This is a genomic window from Novosphingobium sp. ZW T3_23, from assembly GCF_044987305.1.
GTDB lineage: Bacteria > Pseudomonadota > Alphaproteobacteria > Sphingomonadales > Sphingomonadaceae > Novosphingobium.
This window is the reverse complement of the sequence record NZ_JBJDRF010000050.1, coordinates 1-24,922: the sequence shown is the minus strand read 5'-3', so window position 1 is coordinate 24,922 and position 24,922 is coordinate 1. Positions and strand designations below refer to the sequence as shown.

Annotated in this window: 23 protein-coding genes; 14 read left to right on the top strand and 9 right to left on the bottom strand. The window is 60.2% G+C overall.

All coding sequences use genetic code 11. The features are described from left to right. Positions 1 to 198 precede the first annotated feature (198 nt). The 3 genes from ACI3K3_RS20085 to ACI3K3_RS20075 all read left to right on the top strand — a co-directional run bounded on the left by ACI3K3_RS20085 (position 199) and on the right by ACI3K3_RS20075 (position 2,108). Positions 199 to 774: a sigma-70 family RNA polymerase sigma factor gene (locus tag ACI3K3_RS20085; RefSeq protein WP_404916907.1), complete on the top strand. Its 576-nt coding sequence runs from the start codon at positions 199 to 201 to the stop codon at positions 772 to 774. Beyond that, positions 767 to 1,465 (top strand): anti-sigma factor domain-containing protein, encoded by a 699-nt coding sequence (locus ACI3K3_RS20080; RefSeq protein WP_404916905.1) that lies wholly within the window; start codon positions 767 to 769, stop codon positions 1,463 to 1,465. Before ACI3K3_RS20085 ends, ACI3K3_RS20080 begins: the two co-directional genes overlap by 8 nt. 82 nt (positions 1,466 to 1,547) lie before the next feature. Continuing rightward, positions 1,548 to 2,108 carry a fasciclin domain-containing protein gene (locus ACI3K3_RS20075; RefSeq protein WP_404916903.1) on the top strand — a complete coding sequence of 187 codons (561 nt, stop codon included), beginning with the start codon at positions 1,548 to 1,550 and terminating at the stop codon, positions 2,106 to 2,108. Positions 2,109 to 2,233: 125 nt separating this feature from the next. On the opposite strand, the gene ACI3K3_RS20070 is transcribed toward ACI3K3_RS20075, so the two are convergent. The 4 genes from ACI3K3_RS20070 to ACI3K3_RS20055 all read right to left on the bottom strand — a co-directional run bounded on the left by ACI3K3_RS20070 (position 2,234) and on the right by ACI3K3_RS20055 (position 7,114). Next, complete coding sequence (locus ACI3K3_RS20070) at positions 2,234 to 2,635, bottom strand: DoxX family protein (protein ID WP_404916933.1); 402 nt, start codon at positions 2,633 to 2,635, stop codon at positions 2,234 to 2,236. A 361-nt stretch (positions 2,636 to 2,996) separates the two neighbouring features. Beyond that, positions 2,997 to 3,905, bottom strand: a complete 909-nt coding sequence (locus ACI3K3_RS20065; protein ID WP_404916901.1) for a glycosidase — start codon at positions 3,903 to 3,905, stop codon at positions 2,997 to 2,999. Between the two features lie 5 nt (positions 3,906 to 3,910). Continuing rightward, a complete protein-coding gene (locus ACI3K3_RS20060) occupies positions 3,911 to 4,702 on the bottom strand; it encodes an SDR family NAD(P)-dependent oxidoreductase (protein WP_404916899.1) in 792 nt (263 codons plus the stop codon). Between the two features lie 867 nt (positions 4,703 to 5,569). Further along, a complete protein-coding gene (locus ACI3K3_RS20055; RefSeq protein WP_404916897.1) occupies positions 5,570 to 7,114 on the bottom strand; it encodes a phospholipase D-like domain-containing protein in 1,545 nt (514 codons plus the stop codon). Between the two features lie 510 nt (positions 7,115 to 7,624). Here ACI3K3_RS20055 and ACI3K3_RS20050 point away from each other — a divergent pair. The 6 genes from ACI3K3_RS20050 to ACI3K3_RS20025 all read left to right on the top strand — a co-directional run bounded on the left by ACI3K3_RS20050 (position 7,625) and on the right by ACI3K3_RS20025 (position 16,773). Further along, entirely contained in the window at positions 7,625 to 10,216 is a 2,592-nt protein-coding gene (locus ACI3K3_RS20050) for a GAF domain-containing protein (protein ID WP_404916895.1), read from the top strand. 392 nt (positions 10,217 to 10,608) lie between these two features. Then, positions 10,609 to 11,178 carry a PAS domain-containing protein gene (locus ACI3K3_RS20045; protein WP_404916893.1) on the top strand — a complete coding sequence of 190 codons (570 nt, stop codon included), beginning with the start codon at positions 10,609 to 10,611 and terminating at the stop codon, positions 11,176 to 11,178. Then, a complete protein-coding gene (locus ACI3K3_RS20040) occupies positions 11,175 to 14,606 on the top strand; it encodes a chemotaxis protein CheB (RefSeq protein ID WP_404916891.1) in 3,432 nt (1,143 codons plus the stop codon). The genes ACI3K3_RS20045 and ACI3K3_RS20040 overlap by 4 nt, the downstream gene beginning before the upstream one ends. Positions 14,607 to 14,620: 14 nt before the next feature. Further along, positions 14,621 to 14,956 (top strand): response regulator, encoded by a 336-nt coding sequence (locus tag ACI3K3_RS20035; protein ID WP_404916889.1) that lies wholly within the window; start codon positions 14,621 to 14,623, stop codon positions 14,954 to 14,956. Positions 14,957 to 15,006: 50 nt separating this feature from the next. Next, positions 15,007 to 16,518, top strand: a complete 1,512-nt coding sequence (locus ACI3K3_RS20030) for an HWE histidine kinase domain-containing protein (protein ID WP_404916887.1) — start codon at positions 15,007 to 15,009, stop codon at positions 16,516 to 16,518. A 48-nt stretch (positions 16,519 to 16,566) separates the two neighbouring features. Further along, positions 16,567 to 16,773, top strand: a complete 207-nt coding sequence (locus tag ACI3K3_RS20025) for a hypothetical protein (protein ID WP_404916885.1) — start codon at positions 16,567 to 16,569, stop codon at positions 16,771 to 16,773. Between the two features lie 2 nt (positions 16,774 to 16,775). Here ACI3K3_RS20025 and ACI3K3_RS20020 read toward each other — a convergent pair whose 3' ends face one another. The 4 genes from ACI3K3_RS20020 to tnpA form a co-directional block, all read right to left on the bottom strand. Then, on the bottom strand, positions 16,776 to 17,369 hold the full coding sequence (locus ACI3K3_RS20020) for a plasmid pRiA4b ORF-3 family protein (RefSeq protein WP_404916883.1): 594 nt from the start codon (positions 17,367 to 17,369) through the stop codon (positions 16,776 to 16,778). After that, positions 17,366 to 18,955 (bottom strand): IS66 family transposase, encoded by a 1,590-nt coding sequence (gene tnpC / locus ACI3K3_RS20015; RefSeq protein ID WP_404916881.1) that lies wholly within the window; start codon positions 18,953 to 18,955, stop codon positions 17,366 to 17,368. Before tnpC ends, ACI3K3_RS20020 begins: the two co-directional genes overlap by 4 nt. Before the next feature lie 67 nt (positions 18,956 to 19,022). Continuing rightward, positions 19,023 to 19,382 carry an IS66 family insertion sequence element accessory protein TnpB gene (gene tnpB, locus ACI3K3_RS20010; RefSeq protein WP_404916879.1) on the bottom strand — a complete coding sequence of 120 codons (360 nt, stop codon included), beginning with the start codon at positions 19,380 to 19,382 and terminating at the stop codon, positions 19,023 to 19,025. Continuing rightward, positions 19,379 to 19,816, bottom strand: a complete 438-nt coding sequence (gene tnpA / locus ACI3K3_RS20005; RefSeq protein WP_404916877.1) for an IS66-like element accessory protein TnpA — start codon at positions 19,814 to 19,816, stop codon at positions 19,379 to 19,381. Before tnpA ends, tnpB begins: the two co-directional genes overlap by 4 nt. Between tnpA and ACI3K3_RS20000 the strand changes: the two genes are divergently transcribed. The 4 genes from ACI3K3_RS20000 to ACI3K3_RS19985 all read left to right on the top strand — a co-directional run bounded on the left by ACI3K3_RS20000 (position 19,753) and on the right by ACI3K3_RS19985 (position 23,735). Continuing rightward, the gene (locus ACI3K3_RS20000) at positions 19,753 to 20,433 is read left to right on the top strand and encodes an EAL domain-containing protein (protein ID WP_404916875.1); all 681 of its coding nucleotides are present in this window, start codon (positions 19,753 to 19,755) and stop codon (positions 20,431 to 20,433) included. The two genes, tnpA and ACI3K3_RS20000, sit on opposite strands and share 64 nt — an antisense overlap. A 312-nt stretch (positions 20,434 to 20,745) precedes the next feature. Beyond that, a complete protein-coding gene (locus tag ACI3K3_RS19995; protein ID WP_404916873.1) occupies positions 20,746 to 21,231 on the top strand; it encodes a pyridoxamine 5'-phosphate oxidase family protein in 486 nt (161 codons plus the stop codon). Positions 21,232 to 21,552: 321 nt separating this feature from the next. Then, entirely contained in the window at positions 21,553 to 22,311 is a 759-nt protein-coding gene (locus tag ACI3K3_RS19990) for a hypothetical protein (RefSeq protein WP_404916871.1), read from the top strand. 11 nt (positions 22,312 to 22,322) lie between these two features. Further along, a complete protein-coding gene (locus ACI3K3_RS19985) occupies positions 22,323 to 23,735 on the top strand; it encodes a dihydrolipoyl dehydrogenase (RefSeq protein WP_404916869.1) in 1,413 nt (470 codons plus the stop codon). On the opposite strand, the gene ACI3K3_RS19980 is transcribed toward ACI3K3_RS19985, so the two are convergent. Further along, complete coding sequence (locus ACI3K3_RS19980) at positions 23,661 to 24,164, bottom strand: DNA -binding domain-containing protein (RefSeq protein ID WP_404916867.1); 504 nt, start codon at positions 24,162 to 24,164, stop codon at positions 23,661 to 23,663. The genes ACI3K3_RS19985 and ACI3K3_RS19980 overlap by 75 nt on opposite strands. Before the next feature lie 205 nt (positions 24,165 to 24,369). On the opposite strand from ACI3K3_RS19980, the gene ACI3K3_RS19975 reads away from it, so the two are divergent. Then, on the top strand, positions 24,370 to 24,922 hold a 553-nt coding region (locus ACI3K3_RS19975; RefSeq protein WP_404916865.1), incomplete at its 3' end, for a PAS domain-containing protein.

The following is a 24,922-nucleotide window of genomic DNA, read 5'->3' as shown; positions in this document are numbered from 1 at the left end:
TCATTTACCTGACTGGCACCCATATGAGCTGAGGAGGGGGCAATTGATCGAGTTGCTGTCCCCTACTGCTGGGTCCATCGGGGTGGGCGCCGACAGCAGTCGCCTCGGCTGCTGCCGGATTGCGTCCTCGCGACGGGCGTAGGCACAATTTCATCGCAGGATCGTTGATGCTGCAACCAAACAGAACGGTACCGGCGAATGCAAGAAGCTAGCGCTGCAGCGCGGGGACAAGACCGAGCGCATCTGGTATCTGCGATCCATCAGGCCGCCGATGGCGATGCTGCCGGATTGCGCCGGGTCTATGACCTTACCTCAGCCAAGCTCTTCGGGATATGCCTGCGCATCTGTGCTGACAGGGAGGCAGCCGAGGACGTGCTCCAGGATGTATACGTCAAGGTCTGGAGGCGCGCGGCCTCGTTCGATGATACGCGCGCCAGCCCCGTCAGCTGGCTTGCCGCGATCGCCCGCAACGCCGCCGTCGACTGGCGCCGCGCCGAGCATCGCTACGACACCCTTTCCGATGACGCGATGGCCGGGATCGCCGACGATGCGCCGCTGGCTGATACGTTGATGGAGGGTGATCAGGAGACGCACAGGCTCCTCGTCTGCCTCGAAGGACTTCCGCGTGAGCAGTCGGGAGCGATCCGCAGCGCGTTCCTGCAGGGGCTGACTTATCAGGAACTTGCGGACCGCAGCGATACGCCGCTGGGCACCGTCAAAAGCTGGATCCGGCGCGGCATGCTGCGCCTGAAGGACTGCCTTGGCCATGATTGATACGCCCGACGACCACGATCGCAGCGTTCTCGCGGCCGAACTTGCACTTGGCATGCTCGATGGCACCGAGCGTGCGCAGGCCTTGCGGCTGTACGTCTCGGACCCGGCCTTCGCCCGGGAGGTCGACGGATGGAGCACAAAGCTTTCGCCGCTGCTCGACACGCTGCCGCCCGCTCTGCCATCCTCCCGCGTGTGGGATGCGGTCGCGACGCGGGTCGGTCACGGACCGCAAGCGGAAAGCCTGAAGCGAATGCGTGCCTGGCGCGCAGGCGCGCTGGCTTCAGGCGCCATCGCGGTGGCGCTTGCGCTGATCCTGACGCTCCCCCTGGTAGAGGCTCCCGAACGCACGCCGATGGCCGTATCCCAGCTTGTTGGCACCGATGGAGCACGGGGCCTTGCGATTACCTACGACCCGCGCAGGGGTGTGCTGCGGGCCGGATCCCAGGCCTTGACGAGCGCGGGGGCCGGCACGGACAAAAGCCCCGAGCTATGGATCATTCCGCAAGATGGCGTCCCGCGTTCGCTTGGCCTGATGGTGCGTGAGGGCGGCGAAATGACCATCGATCCCGCGCTACGTCCCTTCCTCGCCTCGGATGCAACACTGGCCATCACCATGGAGGACCCCGTGACCGCGCCGCACGCCGCGCCAAGCGGTCTGCCGGTGATGAGCGGAAAAATTTCGATAATCTGAATTTTTGCCGCATCCCGATCACCGTACGCTCCGTACCTTCGAGGCATTCCACCCAAGGAGTGCGCGAAAGAGGATGCCTGACATGCAAGCATTATCCCGCAAGATCGCCTCCGGCCTCGTCGCCGCCCTGCTAGTCACCGGCGGCGTGGCCATTGCCGCCGACAATCCTATGGTGGGCGGCGCCGCGATGTATTCCACCAAGGACATCGTCGACAACGCCGTGAATTCCAAGGATCACACCACGCTCGTTGCCGCCGTAAAGGCCGCCGGGCTGGTCGACACGCTCAAGGGCCCCGGACCGTTCACGGTCTTCGCGCCCACCAACGCAGCTTTCGCCAAGCTGCCCAAGGGGACCGTTGAATCGTTGCTGAAGCCCGAGAACAAGGCTATGCTGACGAAGGTTCTGACCTACCATGTAATCGCGGGCCGCATGACTGCGGCCGACATCGCATCCAACGCCAAAGCCCACGGCGGCAAGGCCATGCTGACGACGGTCGAGGGCGAGAAGCTGACCGCCTGGAAGGACAAGGCAGGCGCTTGGTGGCTGACTGACGCCAAGGGCGGAAAGTCCCGGATCACCATCGCCAATGTCATGCAGTCGAACGGTGTGATCCATGTGGTCGACACCGTGCTGATGCCCTGAATCAGCGCTCAGATGCATGGGGCTTGCCGGTTCCCGTTCGGCAACCCCCATGCGTCACCGCTGTTGGGGTGCTACAATGACGTTCCAGCCTGCCTAAAAAGCCCGCCGCAACAGGACAGCCGGGTTCAACGCGACCGGAACGGCCAGCTAGTAAGGTTTGACGCCCAAATCGGCCACCAGATCAGCACCGGCTGCAAGGCAAGTCGCGGTATGTGGTAGACGAGTCCAAGCCCCTGGCCCGGTTTAGCAAGATCAAGCAGCATATGCTGGACATTCGCTGGCCATACGCACAAGGCATAAGCAGCCAGCCACGATGCCGAGACGGCGCGAAGCCGGGGCGACCATGACTGCGCGATACCCGCAGCACCCGCGATTTCCGCTATGCCAGTCAACATCACCGTCGCCGAGGGCACGGGAACCCAGCCTGGGACGATTGCGACGAAGGGTGTGGGGATTGCCAGATGGAGTATCCCTGCCGAAGCATACAATACCGCCAGCGCGGCGCAGGAAATCTTTTTCAGAACCATCGAGGCGATGAAGCTACCAGACGTATTCGCGGCCACAAGGTGTAGATTACGGAAAAAACAGGACTGGCCCAGAAAAGCTTATAGCGCCGCTCTGACCTGTCTTGGGAACCGCGCTCATCCGGCCAGTGATGGAGCTGCAGATTACGAAAAAATTGGCCATTTTCTAGGCGAGCTAAGACCGACCGGGTCTAGTCGCGGCCTGCCAGCCACTTCACCAATTCTAGCCGTTCGAGGATGAAACAGCCTGCTTCTAAGCCACCGTTCAAAATCTGGATCGATGCATCACGCGGGCACAGTCTATTGCAATCAATCTGCCGCCCCCCACGATTGCCGATCATCCGTCGCTTGAGTTTAGGCTGATCTACCGCGCGGTGTAACGGTGAATCCGGGCACGGCGAAGGATCTTGTCCTCTAACGAATAATAGAGCCAGATCGTGTTGCCAGTCACAATGCATGACGCCGCAAAGGCTATGTCGGCCGCATCCCGGCTCTTGGCGGGCGGAGGCATTAGGATCGGTTCAAGGCCGCGCCCGGTCACGCGGCTGAAATCGGGCGCGAAGCTGATCCAGCCGATGCGCCAGCGCGCGTCCACCGTCGCGCCGTTGTAAAACATGACCGGATCGTAGCCCGGCTGCTGGACGATCGGTCCGGTCGACAGATGCCAATTGTCCCAGCCGTCCTCTCGGATCGTGAATGGATCATCGACCACAGTCCATGGACCTTCGGCTGTCGCCCCTTCCGCCATGCCGATCCGCGAAGCATTGTCCCTGGCATATTCGTAGAAGAGCCGGAACCGCCCGTCCGATCCTTGCGCGAGTGTCGCTTCTTTGATGTTGCCTTCGCCTTCGGGCGCTTTGAGCATGACCCGCTGTTCGCGCAGGCTGGTAAGGTCCTGCCCCTTCGCCAGCAGCAGAGCGCCCTGCGACCGGGCGGCGTCGACACCGGTGTAAAAGACGAGATAGGCACCATCCTCACCAAGCACGACGGTCGGATCCTCGCATCCCCCGGCATCGTCGGGATTAGGGCCGGGCAGGATCGCCGGTGCCTCCTCCATCCGGAAAATGAGGCCATCGTCCGATTTCCCGCCCCAGATAACTCCGGTCGGATCGCTCGGCCCCAACGGATTTGGGACGACGCGGACGAGCAAGTGATAGGTTTCGCCCTCCATCCACACATAGGGGCTCATCAGATCATGATGCGTCAAACGCCCGTCGGGCCGCGCGATATCGAGCGTGACGGTTTGCAATTCCTCGACGACATAGGCTGCCATCTCGGTCAGGCTCCTTGCGCAACGGTCAGCGACAGCGCGCCATCGATCGTGACAGTGGTGCCGGTGATATAATCGGCGGCACTTGAGAGCAGGAACAGGATCAGATCGGCCACTTCGTCCGGCGTTCCTGCTCGGCCCCAAGGGATTGCCGCTTCCTTGCGCGTCAGTTCGCCGGGATGATCGATCTCGCTCTGGTTCATCGGGGTCAGTATCATGCCAGGCGCGACCCCGTTGACGGCCACATGCTTCGGCGCGAGTTCCAGCGCGAGGGTCGCTGTCAGCTGAGCGAGGCCTCCCTTGGCGGCGTCGTAGTCGACCCCTCCTGCTCGAGGTGCGCTTTCGTGAATCGAGGATATGTTGACGATCCGACCGCCTCGGTTCGCGCTATCCAGCGAACGCACCATGCGCCGACATGTTAGGAAGGGACCGTAGAGATCGGCGCGCATCAGGCGATCGAACTGGGCCAACTCCATATCGCGCAGCATCACGCCGGTCATGTTGAGCCCGGCCGAATTGACGAGAAGGTCGACCGTGCCGAAGCGCTCCTCTGCCAGCTCGAAGAGTGCCTCGACGCTCTGCTCATCGCCCACATCGGTTCGTACAGCCACGGCCCTCCCGCCGCTATCGGTGATTTCGGCCACGACTGCGTTCGCTCGGGCCTCATCTGCGAAATAGGTTAGCGCGACAGGGATCGCCGCTTTACCCAGCTTGATCGCGGCGGAACGCCCGATCCCCGATTCCCCACCCGTCACGATCGCGACCGGTGCCCCTCCGAAAGGTAATGTGTGATGCGCCATGCCCTGATAACACTCAAGCGTGTCGTAGGTGCCGCTCCTCAATCACGCTAGACCTCTGGGCGAGACATTCTCAGGAGCATGGGTGCTTTCTAGCGGCTTTGCGGCGATAGCTGCTGCCCTGAGGGAAGTGTGAAGAAATTAGGGGATGACTGCTCGATGGTGAGGACGACCCGGCAATAGGCTGACAGTTAGCGCCTTGGTTGGTCATTTCTGGCGCGATCAGCGGCCCCTGCCCCACCTATGCTCAATGGGTCAAAGAAATGCCGCACGCTTTGCACAGCGCACGCCTGGCTGTCCTTGATCCTGTGATCTCACCCGCGATCCGACTTCTGGACAGCGTCAGCACGGCGACGGTCACCTCGACCAACATGAGGATAGCTGCGACCATAGCTCATTCATGCCCCAGACGCGTACGGCGGATAGGGCGGGCGAGTGTGTCTGGAAAGACAGCGAGGACGACAGCGGCGAATACCATCAACGTGACGCCCGCAAGCTTGCTGACAGCAGTGCCACTGCGGCGATCGCCAAGACGGCAAGTGCTGCGACGACGAACCGCGCGAGCGCCGAGCCATGTTTCCCTCGGCTAGTCATTTCAGGTCTGACCGCCGTTGACGTATCCGCCGATCATCCTTTGACTTTTTTGAAATCCCCAGCCTCAGAACAATAAGGGCAACCGCAGTTTTGACGGTTATCCAGATCAACCCTTTGGCAAGCCCTCAAGCGGCTCCGGCACGGCCGCCCAGACCAAAATGGCGCACACCGGCGCAACGATCTCCAAAAATGCCTCGGCTTAGAGCCGGACACCTCGTTTGCCGCATGCTAATAATCCAGGCCGCTAGTTGAACCTGGTCGCTCAATGAAAGCTCGTCATCGCCTTGACGGCCTGAGCAGCCGGGATGCCGCAGCAACTGCAACCAGTACCCCCGCCCCAGCTGCCGCCGCACCAATCAAGCCGCCTTTGCCATGGGCGGGCAATTTGCCGGGCCGCAACCTTTTCAGAAGACTTGTGCGCTGCGACAGCGGTTCGAACATTTCCCCTGGCCCCTCGGGGTCGAGCACCTTGTTATCGGCGAGCCATGCCCGTACGGCGTCGAGTTCCGGCTCCTCATAAGGATGCAGGGAACGGCCAGGCCCTCGCAGTTTTTCGATCGCGGCGATCAGGGATCCCGTTTCCCTGACGGTAGCCTCGATCGTTTCGCAATCGGTGTCGAGATGCTCAGCCAAAAGCGCGTCGCGGATGCCCAGGATCTTTTTACGCACACCCTGTCCTACGGTCATGTCGGCATCGATGACGACATCGCATTCGGTATCGAGCCGCAAGGAGCGATTGTTGAAATTCGACGAGCCTACCCGCAGAACTTTGTCGTCGACTACCGTCACTTTGGCATGGACGTAGATCGGCGCTCCCCCGGCGGTGTAGGGATGGTACAACCGCAGGCGCCCGTATGGATCCTTGGCATTCAGCGCCTCGACCAACCGCGCGCGGGCGGAATCCATGGCGATCGGTTCAAGCCACCCGTCGGCGCTGACGGGATGCACGATGACAAATTCCGGTCCATCGGGCTCAGCCAGCCGTTTGGCGATAGCCTCCGCCACCTTGCGCGAGGCGAAGTACTGGCTTTCGGCATAGAAGCTTTTGCGAGCGCGCGCGATAAGGTCAACGTAAAGCGCCTCGATATCATGGCGCGGGTCCTGTTTCGCCATTTCCGGCACGGTCAGCGCGATGCCGACATCCACGTCTTTGAAGTCGGCCTCGAAGCCATCGGGCCAGCAAGGACCGCGTCCTTGCTCTTCCGAAAGCTTCCCACCCCCGGCCAGCTCCCAGCGCCCGCGGCACATATCGCCCAAGGCGCGTGCGGCCGGCCCTTCCAACAGTGTCGTCACATCGTGCCACGGCTTGTAAGCAGTCCCGTCAGGTTCAACCCGTCTCGGCTCGTCATCGGCATGCGCGGAGGTGTCCCATCTGTCGACGGTCATGTCGATGCCGCCACAGAACGCCACCTCGTTGTCGATCACCACGACCTTTTGGTGATGAGACCCTGCCGGGGGATGGTGCCCATCGAGCCTGAGATGAATTTGCGGATCCCTGATCCAGCGCCCCAGACGGATCAGGGTGCGCGCATGAAACAAGGTCTTGAGCGCGCCCGTGTCCCAGCGCAGGATGTAAACCTGCAGCCCCGGCGTACGGCGTACCAGCCAACTGAGGAATTCGCCGATTTGCGGCGGGCCGCCATCATCGGTGTCTTCGCCAAACCGGATACGGGCATCAAAATCCCAGCCCACCAGAAGGATCTGCTTTTGCGCCTTCAGCATCGCAGATCTGGCGGCCTTGAAGTAATCGTCCGCATCCACGATCACGCGTGCACGATCGGCACGCTCTATCCGCCAGCAATTGTGATCGGGCTGCAGCATGGCCTTGTCAGTTCGCATAAGCAGAGCCCTCGCAGAGCAAGGCCGTCATGCCAAGCCTTCTCATGGACGAGAACGCGAATGCCCGCTATCAGGCATGCAAGTTCTCAGCACGCTGGTGGAAATGCGCGCTGCTGCCGGACTGCTCAATGAAATGCGAATGGCAGGTTCTGGCAAATGTGGCTATCCTCGCGGGGCTGGGAATGGCTTGGGTCGGTCGCGACCCTCCGGAAAAGCGTTAGGTCTGCACATGGGATCGGAATTCGGTAGCCAAAAAATGCTCAAGCCGTAGGGTTTTAGGCCGGACTTCCTTATGCGTTTCCAAATGATATACAGGCCACATTGATGACAAGAAGCTAGTTTCTTCGTAAAGAGGGATGACGGTCCGCAACCGAGATCCGCTTGAAGCGTTTGCAATGGCGATATCTGATCTTCAGACCCGCGCACTCCGGAAGCTAGTTTGTCCCACCATCCATTTTCTGTTTTCTCACCGCACAGCGGTCTGGAAACGCTGTGAGCAACGAACAAATGCCGTCAGGTTGGGACGAAGCATCGCGTATTGACGCCCTTATCCAAGCGGATTTGCTCGATACGGCTCCTGAAATCGCATTCGATGAGATTGCATGGCTTGCCAAGACGCTGTGCTCCACGCCCATTGCACTCGTCAGCCTCGTTGATACGGAACGTCAGTGGTTCAAGGCACGGATTGGCGTTACCGTCGCAGAGACGCCAATCTCAACCTCGGTTTGCGCGCTTGCGATTCATCAGGCCAGCATTTTCGAGATAACAGACCTTTCGCAAGATCCAAGAACCTCGGCATTTTCCCTGGTAACGGACGCACCACATATCCGGTTCTACGCGGGTGTTCCTCTTTTCAGCGAGAACGGTTTGCCCTTGGGCACGTTGTGCGTCATCGATACAACCCCCAGGCCTGGCGGCCTGACCGAAGAACAGCGTAAGGGGCTGATCGTCCTCGCAGGCCAGATCATGGCTCTGATCGAGCTGCGCATTCTGCAGCGTAAGCGCGACGCGATGCTAGCGGCCGCACGCTCGGTAGGAACCTGGCATTGGCACGTCGGCGACGACCTTGTCGTGTCCGATGCCCATTTCGCCCATCTTTACGGTGTCGATGTCGAACGCGCCGGGCGCGGAGTGCCCATCGGCGAGTTTTTCAAGAATATTCATCCTGACGACCTTCAACGCGTGACTGCGCAGATTAACGATGCGGTGGAAACCTCGGCGCCATTCTCATCCGAATATCGTCTCCTCCAGCCCGACGGGTCACTTCGCTGGGTCGCCGCAGAAGGTCAATGTACAGTAGCTAGTGATGGTGCGCGTCATTTCCCGGGTGTCAGCTTTGACATCACGGGACGCCGAAGCACAGAGGCACGGCAGGCAGCACTCCTTGAACTTAGCGATCGTCTTCGCGATATGGACGATCCGTCTGATATCGCTTTCACCGCTTCCGAGATCCTCGGCCGCACGCTTGGTGTAAGCCGTGCCGGCTATGGAACGATCGACCCAATCGCTGAAACGATCACCGTGGAACGCGACTGGAATGCCCCAGGCGTCAAAACGATCGCGGGAACTCTTCACTTTCGCGAACACGGAAGCTACATTGAGGATCTCAAGCGGGGCGAAACCGTGCTTTGTGCCGATGCCGATGTGGATGCGCGGACGAAAAGCACTGCCGATGTTCTCAAGGCGATTACCGCGCATTCCTTCATCAATATGCCGCTGCATGAGAATGGCGCGTTTGTCGCGCTGATCTACGTGAACAACGCCACCCCCCGCGCGTGGCTTGCGGAAGAGGAGGAATTCATGCGGGAGATCGCCGCGCGAACCCGCAGCGCCGTCGAACGCCGCCGAGCCGAGCACGATCTAGCTGAGCTCACAGCGTCACTTGAGAAGCAGGTCGAGGAGCGTAGCGCGAGCCTTATGGCAGCGGAGGAACAATTGCGCCAGGCGCAGAAGATGGAGGCAGTGGGCCAGCTCACCGGCGGCCTCGCCCATGACTTTAACAACATGCTGGCTGGCATCGCCGGATCGCTGGAGATGCTTCAAATCAGGATCTCGCAGGGCCGCATCGGCGAACTGGAAAAATATGTCACAGCAGCGCAGGGAGCATCACGCCGAGCGGCTGCGCTGACGCATCGCCTGCTGGCTTTCTCAAGACGCCAGACTCTCGATCCCAAACCAACCGACGTCAATCGGCTCACCGCGGACATGGAGGACTTGGTCCGGCGAACGGTCGGGCCTGCGATCCATGTCGAGGTGGTCGGCGCCGTTGGACTATGGCCAACGCTTGTCGATCCCAATCAACTGGAGAATGCGCTTCTCAATCTATGCATCAATGCGCGCGACGCGATGCCGGATGGAGGACGTATCACAATCGAGACGGCAAACAAGTGGCTCGACACACGCACCGGGCGCGAGCGCGATCTGCCTGAGGGCCAATATGTCTCGCTTTGCGTCACCGATACCGGGACCGGTATGACGCCGGAGACAATCAAGCGTGCGTTTGATCCCTTCTTTACCACCAAACCGATGGGGGAAGGCACTGGGCTCGGCTTATCAATGATCTACGGCTTCGCCCGGCAATCCGGCGGGCAGGTCCGCATTTATAGCGAACTCGGCATGGGCACGACGGCGTGCCTTTATTTGCCGCGCCATTACGGGGACACGCCTGCTGAAAATGGTGTTCATGCAATCCATGAGCTTCCGAGCACCGATAAAAGTAGCGTGCTGGTGGTGGACGACGAACCAACCATCCGGATGTTGATTTGCGAGCTGCTCGAGGATATGGATCACGCCGCACTTGAGGCCGGTGACGGGCCTACGGCGCTCGATATACTGAATTCCAATGCGCATATCGATCTCTTGATCACAGATGTAGGTTTGCCCGGCGGCCTTAACGGCAGGCAAGTGGCGGATGCCGCACGTACCGGGCGGCCAGACCTCAAAGTGATCTTTATAACCGGGTTCGCAGAAAATGCTGTGGTGGGCAACGCCCAGCTCGAACCAGGTGTACGATTAGTGACCAAGCCATTCGCTATGGAGCTTATCAAGACTGAAATCGCCGACCTGCTTGCGCTTGACCGCTGATGTTCAAGTTGGATCTGGCTGGCCTGCAGCTCTCACCGGATGACAATGATCCATGTCGCTGCGGCGAAAGAGGTGTTGAATACCCTGCCCGCCGATAGCCAACTCGCGTCCGAACATCACAGCGACATTCTGTCGGCCGCGTGTGGCAAACTGAATACCGATAACCGGCTAAGTTTGAGGCTATGATATGATGCGAAAGTGACCATAACGAGGGCGCCGCGCAGCAGCAGCCGCGCCAATGCCTTCAGCATGGCGAAATTGAGAGCCCGCGCGGGCGTTGAGGACTAGGTATCTACCGAAATCGCACCTCAGGATGGCGCCGCCCGGCGAAATCGTGCAGAAGCGGTGCAGGCTTCAACCGGGGGGGGACGAGCGTCAGGAGTTAGGTACCAATGTCGGAATATGCCCTGGAAGATGCCCCTGCCCATCTGCGCGCATATTTTGAAACGTCGACAATCGCTCTGGCATTGGCCTCGACCGGCGACGACACACCGCTGATCCTGACCAATCCGGGTTTTGAGAAGCTGACCGGCTACACCCCGGATGACGTAGTGGGCAAGAATTGCAGGCTCCTTCAAGGTGACGCCGATAACCGGGAGGCGCGCGCCACCCTTCGCGCTTTCCTCGAGAATCAAGCGGCGCCGAATGTTCGTACGCCGATCGTGAATTTCAGGAAGGACGGAACAGCTTTCGTTAACCTGCTCTATATGTCGCGCCTGCGCTCATCGGACGGTCAGACGCAGTTTTTCTTCGCTTCGCAGTTCGATGTGAGCCGGGCGCACCCAGAGCGTCTGGAAGAATATGATCGTACGCTGGGGCAGACGCTGACATCGATCACTCCGCTCGTGGCGGAATCAGGCATGATCATCGAGGGCTCGTTGACCACGATCGCCAACTCCGCACATATGATAGCGCAGGCCAGAATGATGCTGGCCGATCTCGAAGGCCGCTCCATTCCATGACTTCCACGCGTGGTAGCGTTCTAACCGACAATTCCAATGAAGATGGTGGGGTTCCGATCATTGGCATTGGCGCCTCTGCCGGTGGCCTGGAAGCGCTGCGAGAAATGTTGGGCGCTGCTGAGGCGCCGACTGGCCTTGCTTTCGTCGTCGTCCAGCATCTCGATCCAACTCACGAAAGTATGCTCGCGCAGCTGCTCGACCGAGCGACGAAGCTTGACGTTCTGCAATGCGAGGGCGGCGAACAAATCTTTGCCGACCGGGTCTATATCATTCCGCCTGGGCGGGGGTTGGCGATCGAGGATGGAAGGCTCGTCCTTACCGATTTCGCGCAGCCTCGGGGACTTCGGCGACCGATCGATGATTTTTTTGTCTCTCTTGCCAATGACCAGCAGGGCAATGCGGCGTGCGTGATCCTCTCGGGAACGGGAGCCGACGGTTCGACAGGTCTGCGTGCCATCAAAGAGCATGGCGGCATCAGCATCGCGCAGCGGCCAGATACCGCGCGCTATGATGGGATGCCCACGGCTGCCGTCGGCACTGGTCTTATCGATTTCGTGCGGCCGCCCGAGCAGATAATCGAGTGTCTTCTGGGATTCTTCGGCCGAAACAGTTCGGACGACCTGGAAGATGAGGCAGGGCGGGTCGCGGATCATGTCGACGATCTGTGCACCACGCTGCGCAAGGCTGTGGGGCATGACTTCTCCGGTTACAAGAAATCTACCTTTGTGCGCCGGGTCGAAAGGCGAATGCACGTCCTGAGCATTACATCGGGCAAGGCGTACGTGCAAAGGCTTCGCTCCGACCCTTCCGAATGCGAAGCCTTGTTTCGCGATCTGTTGATCAACGTGACCCGCTTTTTCCGGGACAGCGAAATGTTCGATGCCTTGCGCGCCAAAGTCATCGAACCCTTGCTGCGCAGCCGCCATCCCGAGGAGGATATCCGCGTATGGGTGCCGGGCTGTTCGAGCGGGGAGGAAGCCTACACGATCGCCATGCTGTTCGCGCAAACGGCGCGAAACCTCGACGTACCCAATCCGGTGCAGATCTTCGCTTCCGATATCGACGAGCAAATGCTGCAAGTCGCCCGCGAGGGCTGCTACCCCACTTCGTCGCTGGGCGACTTGCCGCCCTTGTTCCAGCAACAATACACTATTCCGCATGGCGATCATTTCACGATCGCAGGCCACATTCGAGATCTCATCAGGTTCTCAAATCATAGCGTCGTGCGCGATCCGCCGTTTTCTCGGATCGATCTCGTATCATGCCGCAATCTGCTGATCTATTTCGACGATCGTCTACAGCAAAGCGTCATGCCGCTTCTACATTATGCGATACGTCCTGGCGGCTATCTTTTCCTTGGCCCGTCGGAAAGCATCGGTCGTTTCGATCAGCTGTTTCCGGCAATTGACCATCATGCCCGCATTTTCGAGCGAAGCGAAGGCGGCACCCGCTATCCGCTTGATTTGCCGATGAGTGATCGCACGGTACGACGGCGCGATGAGGGGTACGGCCGCAGAAGCGATAACGCCGATCCCGTGCAGACCTCGGAAGCCGTAAATCGGCTTGCAGAGCGGTACGCGCCGCCGTCCATGATTCTCAACCAGGATGGCCTTGTCCTTGCGGCCTATGGAAAATTGGCTCGCTACTTCGATTTTCCCGTCACCCGAACCGGCGGCGTCAGCGCCTTCAACCTTGCGCGCCCGGGCCTGCGCGAAAGTCTCGGCCCCTTGCTGCGCCAGTCCCGCGACACCGGCCGCCGCACCGCCGCGCGCAATATCACGGTCGTCACCGATTTTGGGACGCAGCCTATCGAGGTGATCTGCGAGCCTTTGGCGGACAAGAGTTTTCTTGTAGTCTACCGTGAAACAGGGGCCTTCAATATCAGCGAAGATCCGGGCGTCGATGATCTCGAGGCCGGCGGCGATCATATGGATGCACTCGAGGAGGAATTGCGCCTCACCCGGCATAAGCTCCGCTCGGCTGTGGAAGAGCTGGAGACGGCGAACGAGGAACTCAAGAGCTCGAACGAAGAAATGATGTCGATGAACGAGGAGCTCCAGTCGACAAACGAGGAGCTATCCACGGTCAACGACGAACTCAAACACAAAGTCGAGCAGCTAACGGTCGCGAATGCGGACGTTCGTAATTTCTTCGAATCGACCGACATGGCGGTGATCGTGGTAGATCACGAGATGCGTATCCGCAGCTTTACAGAAGCCGCGGTTGCGGTGTTCCCGATTCAGGCGTCTGACCGTGGCCGGCCTCTGGCAGACGTCTCCACGCGTCTGGCAGACAGCGCCTATCTGGAAGACGCGCAAAGCGTTGCGGCTTCAGGGCAGGAAATCGAGCGCCAGATCCATTCCAAGGACGGACAGCGGACTTATGCCCTTCGTGTCCTTCCGTACCGGACGCAGAAAGGTGATATAGACGGCGCCACGCTGGTTTTGACCGACATAACCCGTGCGCTGCAGCTGCAAAGCGAGCTTGCAGTTGAAAGGGAGCGGCTAAAGCTCGCCGCTCAAGCTGGTAGCATTGGTGTTTTTGAACTGTGCGCCGAAGATGATCTGGTCGTTCTGGATGATACGAACCGCACGCTTCTCGGACTCACCGAAAGTGCGATAAACTTGGACACTTTCTCTGCCGCCATCGACCTGCAGGATCGCGAGCGCGTCCTATCAGCGTTGCAAATGGCGGTTTCATCCGGTGAGGCGTTCGAACAGAACTATCGCGTGTGGTCCGGCGGAAAAGAGCGGCATCTCAAGAGCTTTGCACAAGCGGTCGCCGGTTCCGCTCCCGTCCGGCTGATCGGCGCGACTATCGATGTGACGCCGGAACTTTCCCTGGCAGAAAACCGCGCAATGATGCTGCGCGAGATGAACCACCGGGTCAAAAACCTGTTCGCAATCGTAAGCGGCCTTCTGGCTGTCGCCGCGCGGACGCACGACGATGTCAAAACCTACTGCGAGGACGTGCGCGATCGTATTTCCGCTCTTGGTCGGGCGCATTCCCTTGCATCGCCGTCGGGGGAACAACAGGCCGTCCGTCTTCGTGACCTTGTCGACACGACGCTTGAGGCTTATGCCGGACAAGCCGGTATCTCGATCGAGGGAAGCGAGGGCACGATCAGCTCGGACGCCCTGTCGGCCTTTGCGCTCATCCTCCACGAGTGGACGGTCAATGCCGCAAAGTACGGAGCCCTACGCACGCCGCAGGGTAAGCTCAGCATAAATTGGACTCTGGCCGATCATTACCTCACCCTTTTCTGGCGGGAAACAAGCCCGTCGCCGCTACCGCCGCAGAGCAAGGGCGGGTTCGGCACAGTTCTAGTGAATACGTCGGTCCGGCAACTCGACGGGGAGCTAAAGCAAGCGACAGGGGTTTGTGATTACAATCTGACCCTGAGGTTGCCGGAAAGTGTGCTGGAGTAGTCGTGCCGACTGTGATGATCGTTGAAGATGAGCTGCTTGTCGCGCTTGACCTGGAAACCATTGTTGAGGATTCGGGGCATCAGTTCGATGGTCCCTACGTTTCAGTGGCAGAGACTAACGATGCGCTAGATTTGCGCATGCCGCAATGCGCGATCCTCGACGTGCGGCTGAAAGATGGTGAGGTCTTCCCTGTTGCCGACAGACTTCTCGCGGCGCAGGTTCCAATGATTTTCCACTCCGGACACGCGGATGTGACGCGCCTGTTGGAACGTTATCCCGGATCTCAGATCTGCAACAAGCCCTCCACGCCCAAACAACTTCGAACAGCGTTGGAAATCGCACTGGCCTGACGAGTTCGAGGCGGCCGAATTAATCTAGGTTAATTGCTGGCGGTATCGAGTTGCGCTACAACGTTCCTGTTTTGGACCGATCACCCCTCCCCGCCGCACCGCTGGCTCCCTTCGAGTGTCCGCCCCATGTTCGGGCGGCGATAGATGCGTTCGCTGCGCAGCTGGATGCTCGCGATCCTATTTTCATCGGCTTCAACATGACGCCCGTGGCAATGGTGGTCAGCGATCCCACTTTGCCCGACAACCCGGTGATATATGTCAATCCAGGGTTCGAGCGATTGACGGGCTTCGCGGCATGTGAGGTCCTGGGGCGCAACTGCCGCTTCATGCAAGGCCCGCTTACCGACCCTTCCGACGTCGAGAAGCTGAGATCGGCCGTCGCAAGTCGCCAGCAGATCGAAATTGATCTTCTCAATCATCGTCGCGACGGCACGCCATTCTGGAACCGATTGATGGTGGCGCCGGTCTTCGAGGCTGACGGTGCGCTACGCTACTTCGTGGCCTCGCAGTTCGATGTGACCATCGAACGTCACCGCGTGGCCTTGCTCGAACAGGATCGCGAAGAGCTTGCCGCCGAGATAGCGCGCCGCGACGCCGAGCTCGCGAACCATGATGCTCGCTTGCGCATGGCTTTGAAAGCAGGTGGCTTGGGAACATGGACGTTGGATCTTGCCCACCAGGCGCTTAACGCATCCAGCAGTTGCAAGCGCAATTTCGGCCGCCCGGTGGATGAGCCGTTTACCTATGAGCAGTTGCTGGGGGCCATCAATCCGGACGACGCTCCTCGCATGAGACAGGCCGTCGAGAACACAATTACCAAAGGTGCGCCCTACGACATCGAATACCGCATCCTTACGCCACAAGGCGAACAGCGCTGGGTTAGCGTGCAGGGCGAGATGCAGTACCGGGCGGATGGCTCGCCGCTGTCGCTCAGCGGCTTCTCGACGGATATCAGCGATCGCAAATTTGCCGAAGAGCACCGCGCGGTTCTTGCACGAGAGCTGACCCATCGGATCAAGAATACCCTGGCTACTGTAAACGCTGTTGTGACGCAGACTCTGCGGGATGCCGCCTCGCTCGAGGATGCCAAGGACAGCGTCTCGGGCCGCATCGCCAGTCTGGCGACGGCTCATGAACTGCTGATCAAAGATGAAGTCGAAGGGGCTGGCCTCGTTGATATTGTACGGGGTAGCCTTTCCCCATTCTCGGATCAGGCGGGTGATCGTTTCATTATCACCGGGCCTAATGTCCGTCTATCGCCGGAAATCACGCTGGCATTGTCTATGGCACTCCACGAGCTGGCGACAAATGCCGTCAAATACGGTGGTCTAGCGAGCCCTCACGGCCGCGTACATATCGCTTGGGCGATCGCTGGCGGGGATGGCGAACGTCATATCTGGTTTCACTGGCGCGAAGAAGGCGGCCCGCCCGTGAAGGTGCCAGCGCGAATCGGTTTCGGGACCAAGATGATCGAGCGCATGTTGCGCCGGCACGTAAGGGGGGCATCTGCAATCGAATACAAACCGGAAGGCATCGAGTTTCAAATTGCCATCACGGCTTAGTCAGATCTTTCAAGGCGGCCTTTCGCGCGCCAGCCGAGGAGAAACGCGATGACAGTTGGATGCCAGGGGTGCCGAGGCGAGCGTCCGAACTTCGATCTCGCGATGGCCTTCCAGCCGATCGTCGACATCGAAAAGGGCAGTGTTTTTGCCTTCGAAGCGCTGGTTCGTGGTAGTCGGGGTGAAAGCGCGGCAGATGTGCTTTCGCGCGTAACGCCGGAAAATCGTAAGCGCCGACGGAAGGCGGCATTGACGTAGGGTTATTTGGCCTTCTGCGGGCGCGGCGCCCATTTCTTGGCGAGTGCCGCGAAGCGGGCGTGGATCACCTCGATGTTGGGCTGAGCGTGAGCGTCATGGTCATCGCCAAGGGCTTCCAACGCCTCCTCGTGGTATTCATGCGCCGGATCGGTGAGAGCCTCCAGCTTCTCGGCATAGCCCCAGGGCCCACCCGAGTCCTCCGGTGGGCGCATTCCGGTAGCTTCCAGCAGGCGGGGATAGCTTCCTTGTGGATCAGCCGGCGTGATCCCCTGGATTTTGACGCTGTGCTCCCATCCGTCGCCAAAGTCGTAGAGGTATTGGAAGGTCTTGCCCCGCATTCCTTCCAACGCCTCAGCGAGGGAGGTCTTTCGGGCATCCAGCGGGCCACCAAAGCCGTAAGACGGGTCAGGGGTGCCGAAGCCCGTGCGCCCGAAGGTCAGCTCCCACAGATGGCTATCCGTCCATCCCAACGATTCCTGGAAGATGGTATGCAGGCGATCGAGCCGGATGCCGAGCGGCACTTCAATCGTGCGGCTCACGACGGGTGTCACCTCATCTAGATTGATTGTCATGCGCACGACGAAGGCGTTGCTCAAGCAGCTTGCTCCAGGTTCTGGATCGCCTTTGCGGCCTGCCAGTTCCACGGCAGGAGTTCGTCGATCCGGTTGATCGGATGGCTGCCGATACGCTCGATTACGTCGGTGAACCAGGCTTCGGGCTCCACACCGTTCAGGCGGCACGTTTCGGCAAGCGAGTAAAATAGCGCGGAGGCATCCCCCCCTTTGGTGGACCCGACGAACATCCAGTTGCGGCGCCCCAGAGCAACGCCGCGCAGGGCATTTTCGACCAGGTTGTTGCTGATCTCCAGCAGGCCATCTTCGCAATAGCGAACCATCGCCGCCCAGCGGTTAAGCGGATAGCGGCATGCCTTCGCCAAAGTGCTGTCAGAAGACAGTCCCTGCATCTGGGCTTCGAGCCATGGTCGCAACGCTGCCAGTTTCGGGCAGGCCAGCTGCTGGCGAACCCGCCGTCGCTCATCGGGTGGTGCCCCCTTGATGTCCCGTTCGATCGCGAAGAGGTCGTTGATCCTCACAATCGCTTCAGCCGCAACCGGCGACGGGTTCTTTGCCAGAATGTCGGTGAACTTGCGCCGCGCGTGCGCCCAGCAGCCGACCTCGATCACACCGCGTGGTGCCTTGGTCTTGGGGTCATGATACAGCGCGTTGTAGCCGGCATAGCCGTCCGCCTGAAGGTATCCGCGGTAACCGGCAAGGTGGGCCGCCGGATGCTTACCGCCGCGCCCGGTCGTGAAGCGGAACGCCACGGCCGGCGGGCTCATATCCCCGCTTGAGCGGCTGTCGCGCAGATAGACCCAGAAGTAGGCGGTGTGGCTACCATCTTCGCCCTGCAGCAGGGTCACGGGCGTTTCGTCGCCGTGTATCTTCGGAGCCTCCAGGATGTAGGAGAGCAACCGTTCGCCGAGCGGCGCCATCAGCCAGGCCAGCTTGCGCGACCAGCGGCCCATCACGTCGCGATCGATCTCCACGCCTTGACGGCGCAGGATCACCGACTGGCGATGCCAGGGCTGATGATCGACGAAGCGGCTGACGACGAGATGCGCGAGCAGTGCGCTGCTTGCCATCACCTTGGGCAACGGCAGATCAATGGCGGGCACCTGGCGGATCGTTTCGCAGGAGCGACAAACAATGCGAGGGCGAACATGACGCAGGACGCGGAAGCAGGCGGGCACGTAATCCAGCACTTCGGTGACGTCTTCGCAGATGATGGTCTCGTTCCCACCGCAAGCGCATGGCTCGGGAAGATGCTGGGTCGTCTGGCGCGGGATATGTGCGGGGATCGGTGCTCGGATTCCAACCTTGCGCGTCGATTTCGCCGTTGACGCCGCAGGTGTGTCATCATTGGCCGGCGCAGGGGCATCGACCTCCTCGAACATCAGCCGCAGCTGCGCGATGTCCATCTTTTCGGAGCTGCGGCCGAACTGGACGCGCAGAAGCCGGGCCAGACGGTGCTCCAGCTTTTCGATCGTCAGGCCCTGTGCTTTGACGATCTGCTTTGCCGCCCCCAGTTCGGCCCGCTCCAGCTCCATGACCTCAGCCATCTCCCGCAGCATTTTCTGCAGGAGGACGGGGTCTGTGGGGAGACGATCAAGGTCGAACCGCATGCCATAGACTATAGCGCAAGCGGCATCTCGCGCCTATAAAAATGGCAGTTTTCCGAGCTTCCATCGCTCACGCGAGGGTCGGCGTGAGCACCTCGTCGTGAACAATTGCCTGCCGCCAATCCAGCCCTTCGATCAGCATCGCCAACTGCGCTGACGACAGCCGGGCGGCTGCTCCGCCCTCGGTTCGGGGCCACACGAACTTTCCGCGTTCGAGACGTTTTGCATAGAGGCAAAGCCCTGATCCGTCCCAGACCAGCGCCTTCAACCTATCGCCTCTTTTCCCGCGGAACAGGAATACGGCGCCGGAGAATGGATCGAGCTGGAGGATGTTGCGCACCTGCGCCGACAGTCCGTCGAAGCCCTTGCGCATGTCGCACGGCGCCAGCGACAGATAGATCTTCGCCGACGGCGGCAGCGTCAAACTCAACGTTCAAGCTCCCCGATAACCTCGAGCGCCAATCTCAACGCCTCCCTGTCGACCAGCTTGTCGATCGATACCGTGAAGCCACCGCCGCGCCGGATTTCGATCCGGCCAGCGTCGGACGACTTGCCGAGCGGTTCGGCAGGCGTCAGTTCGACGGGCACGAACCCGGCCATCGCGCCGCGGAGCAATTGCTTGCGCCAGGTGTAAAGCTGACCGGTCCCGATCCCGTACCGACGCGCCACCACCGCCATGATGGCGCCGGGCTGCGTGGTCTCCTTCAGGATCGCCAGCTTCTCTTCGTCGCTCCAGTGTCGGCGCCGTTCCACTCGAACGACCGCTCCGCCATCTCGGCGAGCGCTCATACGAGGCTCTTTTGACTGCTCGATATCCACTCGCAAGGCCTCCATGTGCCCCGCGAAATTCACGCCAATGCCCATCCGCACAAGGCCGGGTTCCGTCGGCGCTTACGGAAAATCGGTATGCTTTTGACCAGCAATGTAGAGTTACTGCCATAAAGGAGGCGGTAAACGCCGGGATCCTGGATACCGGCGCTAAACTTTCGATCAATTTCCTTCCCAACGCCGTTTATTCTCCGGCGGCGTGCATTCAGCTGACAATCAGCACCGCGTCGGAAGTCGGATTTCCCGCTGAACGTCTGATCTTCGAATTCACAGAGAACGAGCAGATTGCGGATACCAGGCATGTACAGAACATTATCGCTACCTACCGCGAAATGGGTTTTACGACAGCGATCGATGATTTTGGGGCAGGACACGCTGGACTTGGATTACTTGTCCAGTTTCAAACCGACTTGCTCAAGCTCGACATGGACCTGATACGCGGCATTGACAGAAGCGAACCACGGCGCGTGGTGGTATCGGGAGTGATGGGTATAGCCAAGGACTTGGGTATTTCTGTCATTGCAGAAGGCATCGAGACCAGCGGTGAATATACTGTGCTCCGCGATCTCGGCGTCCGTTACATGCAAGGCTACTTTCTAGCCAAGCCAGGATTTCAGATGTTGCCAATGTCGATAATGGGCAGCTTCACCTAAAAGGTATGAGACTGCTCATTCGCAGCTCAACCTTCTTCCGACGGGCCTGCGCCTTTCCTGGTGATTGTGCGGCCTTAAACCCTCGCCTAGTTTGCCACTGACATAGATGTCTTGAACCACCTTCGCGGCAGCTGGACAACTGCGGGAGCCATCCACACACGACATTACGCATCTTGCATGGCCGAGGTCCGTGTCTCGGATTTGCCGGTATTGTAACAAAGCCCGCAGATTCCCGCCTGGCGCCGCCTCGTCGCCCAGCGCAACCTCGTTTGGTCCCCACGTGTTGTGGCTTCGCAAACTGAGGAGATTGCAATGGGAACCGACACGCACACCCTGAAGCAGCACATGTGGGACAAGCTTGAGAAAGGACCGTTTATCATGGTCGGGCTTGCCGACGGTGGCACTACCCACTCGCAGCCGCTGACTGCGCAGCTCGACAGGGATCAGGTTGATACAATCTGGTTTTTTATCGGCAAGGACAACCGCTTGGCGGCAGGCGGTTCGGCAATGGCCCACTTTGTCTCAAAGGGACAGGACTTCTTCGCTTCCCTGTCCGGGAACGTCGCCGTCGATAATGACCCGGCTATGATCGAAAAGCTTTGGTCCAAACCTGTCGAAGCCTGGTTCCCGGGCGGAAAGTTCGATCCAAACCTGGCGTTGCTTCGTTTTGACATCGACGAAGCAGAGCTCTGGGAGTCGGACATGTCTCTCACCGGAAAACTGAAGATGCTTTTTGGCGGCAAGATCAAACCGGACGAAGAAGGCAGCCACGCCGTGGTCCCGAACACGATCGTCTAACGTCCCAAATACGGGTCGGCGGCTTTGTCTAGCCGACCCGAACGCGCCTATGCACGTCGTAATGGCGTGGCCCAACAGCCATGACCAAGGCCAACGCACCGTACCCCGAGCTCGGAAGAGCGGCAAGGCGAGAAGCCTCGGCAAGCTGGAACGTCGGCGAGAAACTAGAGACCTACCTGATCTGGACATGGGCAAAAAACCAGATGCGAGTGCCTGCCGCCCGCCCCATCGCTCGGCCAGCGGAACGATCGCGGCTCTCGCGCCTTGTTGAAACCGGAAACTTCTTCACCTCCTACCCCCCGCTGCCTGGATCCATTGCGCATGAACCAGCTCAACGAGAACTTCTGGAATTTCCGGGGGTCCTTCGAGATCGCTCGGGTGATCGATGTCGGTACGCAGATGTCGCTGGTGCGACGCTCGAGCGGGCGTTTCCTGCTTCTGGACAGCTATGGCCTTGATGGCAAAGATCTGGATGCGCTTCTCGCTTTAACGGACGGGGGCGCTGCGATCGATGCAATCATAAACGTCCACCCGTTTCACACCCTGCATTGCCGCGCCGCGCATCTCCTGGCGCCGCAGGCGAGGCTGTTTGGGACAGCGCGACATCGCGAGCAGCCTCCCGAACTTCCCTGGGAGTCTGAGATCGTTGAAAGTCCAGCAACGCAAGCACAGTTCGAAGAGCTTGATTTTTCGGTTCCTGCTGGGCTCGATCTCGTCACCCGGGATGACCGCGTTCACGCTGCCTCAGTGCTGGTTCCGCACAGAGAGAGCGGGATTGTTCACGTCGACGATACGCTGATGGTGCTCGCCGCTCCCGGCCTGCTGAGCACCGTTCTCCCGCAATCGCGGCTGCGTTTCCATCCCATGCTCGCCAAGGCCTTGCAAGCGCGGCCCGGTGCGGCGGACGAATTCGCTAGCTGGGCGCGCGATCTCGCGAACCGGTGGGCGGGAACTCCGTTCGTCTGCGCGGCGCATTCCGCTGTGCGTAGGCTGGGACCGAATGGCTGGCGTGAAGAAACGGAACGGGCGCTGGCCGACGTGGTCAAGACGCTCGATCACCACCGCGCCCGGCACGGATGAAAGAACCTCCTATGGCAGAAACAATCCATTGTGACGTCGCGGTGATCGGCAGCGGCACGGCAGGCCTTGCCGCCGAACGAGCCGCTCGCAAGAACGGTGTATCGACGCTGCTGATCGACCCCGATTTCAATGGGACGACGTGCGCGCTGGTGGGCTGCATGCCCTCCAAACTGCTGATCGCGGCGGCAAGAGAAGCGGCCTGCATCAACAATGCCGCTCTCTTCGGGATCGAGGTTGGAAGTGTACGCATCGATGGCCCCGCCGTGCTTAGCCGTGTGCGCCGCGAGCGCGACAGGTTTGCTGCTTTGACCCGAAAGTCGATCGACAGGCTCCCCAAAAAGGTCGCTATCCGGGCCCGTGCCCGATTTGCCGGGCCTGATACGCTGGTACTGAGCGATGGCCGCAAGGTGCAGGCCCGCACCATCGTGATCGCTACCGGCTCAGCGCCGGTTCTGCCCGCGCCCTTTGCCGCGCTGTCCGATGCCGCGCTCACTAGCGACACGGTGTTCGAATTGGAGGACCTGCCCCCCCGGCTCGCGGTAATCGGATTGGGCGCGATCGGCCTGGAGTTAGCGCAGGCCTTCGCGCATCTGGGCGTCGAAATTGCCGTATTCGACAAAGGTGAGCGCATGGCCAGGCTGCGCTGCCCGAGGGTTCACGCGAACTTGCGCGATGTACTCGAGCAGGACCTTGCACTTCATCTTGGTGTCGACGTTCCTCCCAAGAAAACGGAAAGAGGTGTCCGTTTGCGCTGGAGCGGATCGAGCGCGGGAAGCGCCGAGTTCGACCAGGTGCTCGTCGCCGTCGGCCGCAAACCGCAGCTGGATGGGCTCGATTTGGAAAAAGCCCAGCTCGAACTCGACGACCAGGGCATCCCCGTTCACGATCGGGAGACAATGCGCTGCGGCGAAAGCGCCATTTTCCTTGCCGGTGATGCCGCCGCCGATATTCCGTTGCTGCATGAAGCATCGCACGACGGTGCTATCGCGGGACGAAACGCGGCAGCCTACCCGGCACCAATCCCGATCAAACGCAGTACAGCGCTCAGCATCACGTTCACGGAACCTACCCTTGCAACGATCGGCGCTGCAGAGGAGGATGGGGCGGTGACCGGTACAGCCGAGTTTGATGATCAGGGCCGCGCGCGTGTCGATGGCGTAAACAAGGGCGCGCTGACGCTTTATGCCGCCGCACCGGCCGGTCGTCTGATCGGAGCGGACATCTTCGCACCCGCTGGCGAGCACCTTGCGCATTTGTTGGCTTGGGCCATACAGGACGGCAAGACTGCGACCGAGCTCCTCGCTATGCCCTTCTATCACCCCACCATCGAAGAAGGGCTGAAGCAGGCGTTACGTATGATATGTGCTGCCACGCCCATTGATCTTCCAAACGACCAGGATGCCGGCACACCCGCAGGCGCGTAACCGCGCCCCTGCGCAGTGGGTGCGCAAGCCATGCTGGGATAGCTCGTTTCCAGATCGCATGCGGTGGATCCTCGAATGTGAGCTCAACCGGGACCAGCTGCGCATGAGATCGCGATAGCCTCGCGCCGCCATGCCACGAGCTTCGCGAACAAGGCGGCGCACGCGTGAGCGCAGGGAATCGGAACGGCGCGCTTTGGCATCGCCGACCGCAGTGCCGTAGAGCGCCTTTGGAAGGACCCCGAGACTGACGCCGGCAATCAGCCCGTCGTATACTCTCAGCACGTTGATGAAGCGCCCCATCTTCGGATCTGCGCTTAGGCGGCCCGTGCTCCCGCTTCGCAGGCTACTGGCCTGCCACGTAGGCCTCTTTAATGCGCGCCGCAGATTTGTGCAGCCGATCGCAGGCAAAGCGACAGCGCTGTCGTTCACTCTGATAGCCACGGGCTTGAAGAGGTATCCGAAACGGCAAAGCTTCGCTAAAGCGGGATTTACGAAGGCGCACGAGACCACGACACATGGCAACTCGCGACCGCGCTAAAGGTCCTGCTATATGTACAATGCGCCAACCAACGATTATCCACTCGCGCGCGGGACCCCGCAATTCTTGAGCGGCGGGGGAGAGTGCGGGAGGCTTATGGCTGACCATGATTGGTCTCATACCTCGCTTGGTCCGATAGAGCTTTGGCCGCACTGCCTCACCAGCGCGCTCTCCATTCTTCTGCGATCCCGGGTGCCCATCGTCATGCTGTGGGGGCATGACGGCGTCATGTTGTACAACGACGCCTACTCGGAATTCGCCGGAAACCGTCACCCGGCCTCGTTAGGTTCGAATGTCCGGGAAAGCTGGCCCGAGCTTGCCAGCTTCAATGATACGGTGATATCCAAGGCTCTTGCGGGAAACACGCTGCACTATCGCGATCAGGAACTGACCATCCTGCGCGGCGGCGTTCCCGAAACGGTCTGGATGGACCTTAACTACTCGCCGGTGGTGGATGAGGCAGGCTTGCCGGCCGGGGTGATATGCTTTCTGGCCGATACGACCGAAAGGGTTGCGGCAGAACGGCGTGCTGCATTTCTGCTGGCACTTTCCGACGAACTCCGGCCGCTTACCACACCTGCCGATATAATGAACCGAACTGCTGAAAGGCTCGGCGAACTCCTCGACGCAAGCCGGGTCTTCTACGCCG

Excerpts from the sequence above, each read along its gene's own strand:
- ACI3K3_RS20085 (WP_404916907.1), top strand. The coding sequence starts at position 199 with ATGCAAGAAGCTAGCGCTGCAGCGCGGGGACAAGACCGAGCGCATCTG.
- ACI3K3_RS20080 (WP_404916905.1), top strand. The coding sequence starts at position 767 with ATGATTGATACGCCCGACGACCACGATCGCAGCGTTCTCGCGGCCGAA.
- ACI3K3_RS20075 (WP_404916903.1), top strand. The coding sequence starts at position 1,548 with ATGCAAGCATTATCCCGCAAGATCGCCTCCGGCCTCGTCGCCGCCCTG.
- ACI3K3_RS20070 (WP_404916933.1), bottom strand. The coding sequence starts at position 2,635 with ATGGTTCTGAAAAAGATTTCCTGCGCCGCGCTGGCGGTATTGTATGCT.
- ACI3K3_RS20065 (WP_404916901.1), bottom strand. The coding sequence starts at position 3,905 with ATGGCAGCCTATGTCGTCGAGGAATTGCAAACCGTCACGCTCGATATC.
- ACI3K3_RS20060 (WP_404916899.1), bottom strand. The coding sequence starts at position 4,702 with ATGGCGCATCACACATTACCTTTCGGAGGGGCACCGGTCGCGATCGTG.
- ACI3K3_RS20055 (WP_404916897.1), bottom strand. The coding sequence starts at position 7,114 with ATGCTGCAGCCCGATCACAATTGCTGGCGGATAGAGCGTGCCGATCGT.
- ACI3K3_RS20045 (WP_404916893.1), top strand. The coding sequence starts at position 10,609 with ATGTCGGAATATGCCCTGGAAGATGCCCCTGCCCATCTGCGCGCATAT.
- ACI3K3_RS20040 (WP_404916891.1), top strand. The coding sequence starts at position 11,175 with ATGACTTCCACGCGTGGTAGCGTTCTAACCGACAATTCCAATGAAGAT.
- ACI3K3_RS20035 (WP_404916889.1), top strand. The coding sequence starts at position 14,621 with ATGATCGTTGAAGATGAGCTGCTTGTCGCGCTTGACCTGGAAACCATT.
- ACI3K3_RS20025 (WP_404916885.1), top strand. The coding sequence starts at position 16,567 with ATGACAGTTGGATGCCAGGGGTGCCGAGGCGAGCGTCCGAACTTCGAT.
- tnpC (WP_404916881.1), bottom strand. The coding sequence starts at position 18,955 with ATGCGGTTCGACCTTGATCGTCTCCCCACAGACCCCGTCCTCCTGCAG.
- tnpA (WP_404916877.1), bottom strand. The coding sequence starts at position 19,816 with ATGGGCATTGGCGTGAATTTCGCGGGGCACATGGAGGCCTTGCGAGTG.
- ACI3K3_RS19995 (WP_404916873.1), top strand. The coding sequence starts at position 20,746 with ATGGGAACCGACACGCACACCCTGAAGCAGCACATGTGGGACAAGCTT.
- ACI3K3_RS19990 (WP_404916871.1), top strand. The coding sequence starts at position 21,553 with ATGAACCAGCTCAACGAGAACTTCTGGAATTTCCGGGGGTCCTTCGAG.
- ACI3K3_RS19985 (WP_404916869.1), top strand. The coding sequence starts at position 22,323 with ATGGCAGAAACAATCCATTGTGACGTCGCGGTGATCGGCAGCGGCACG.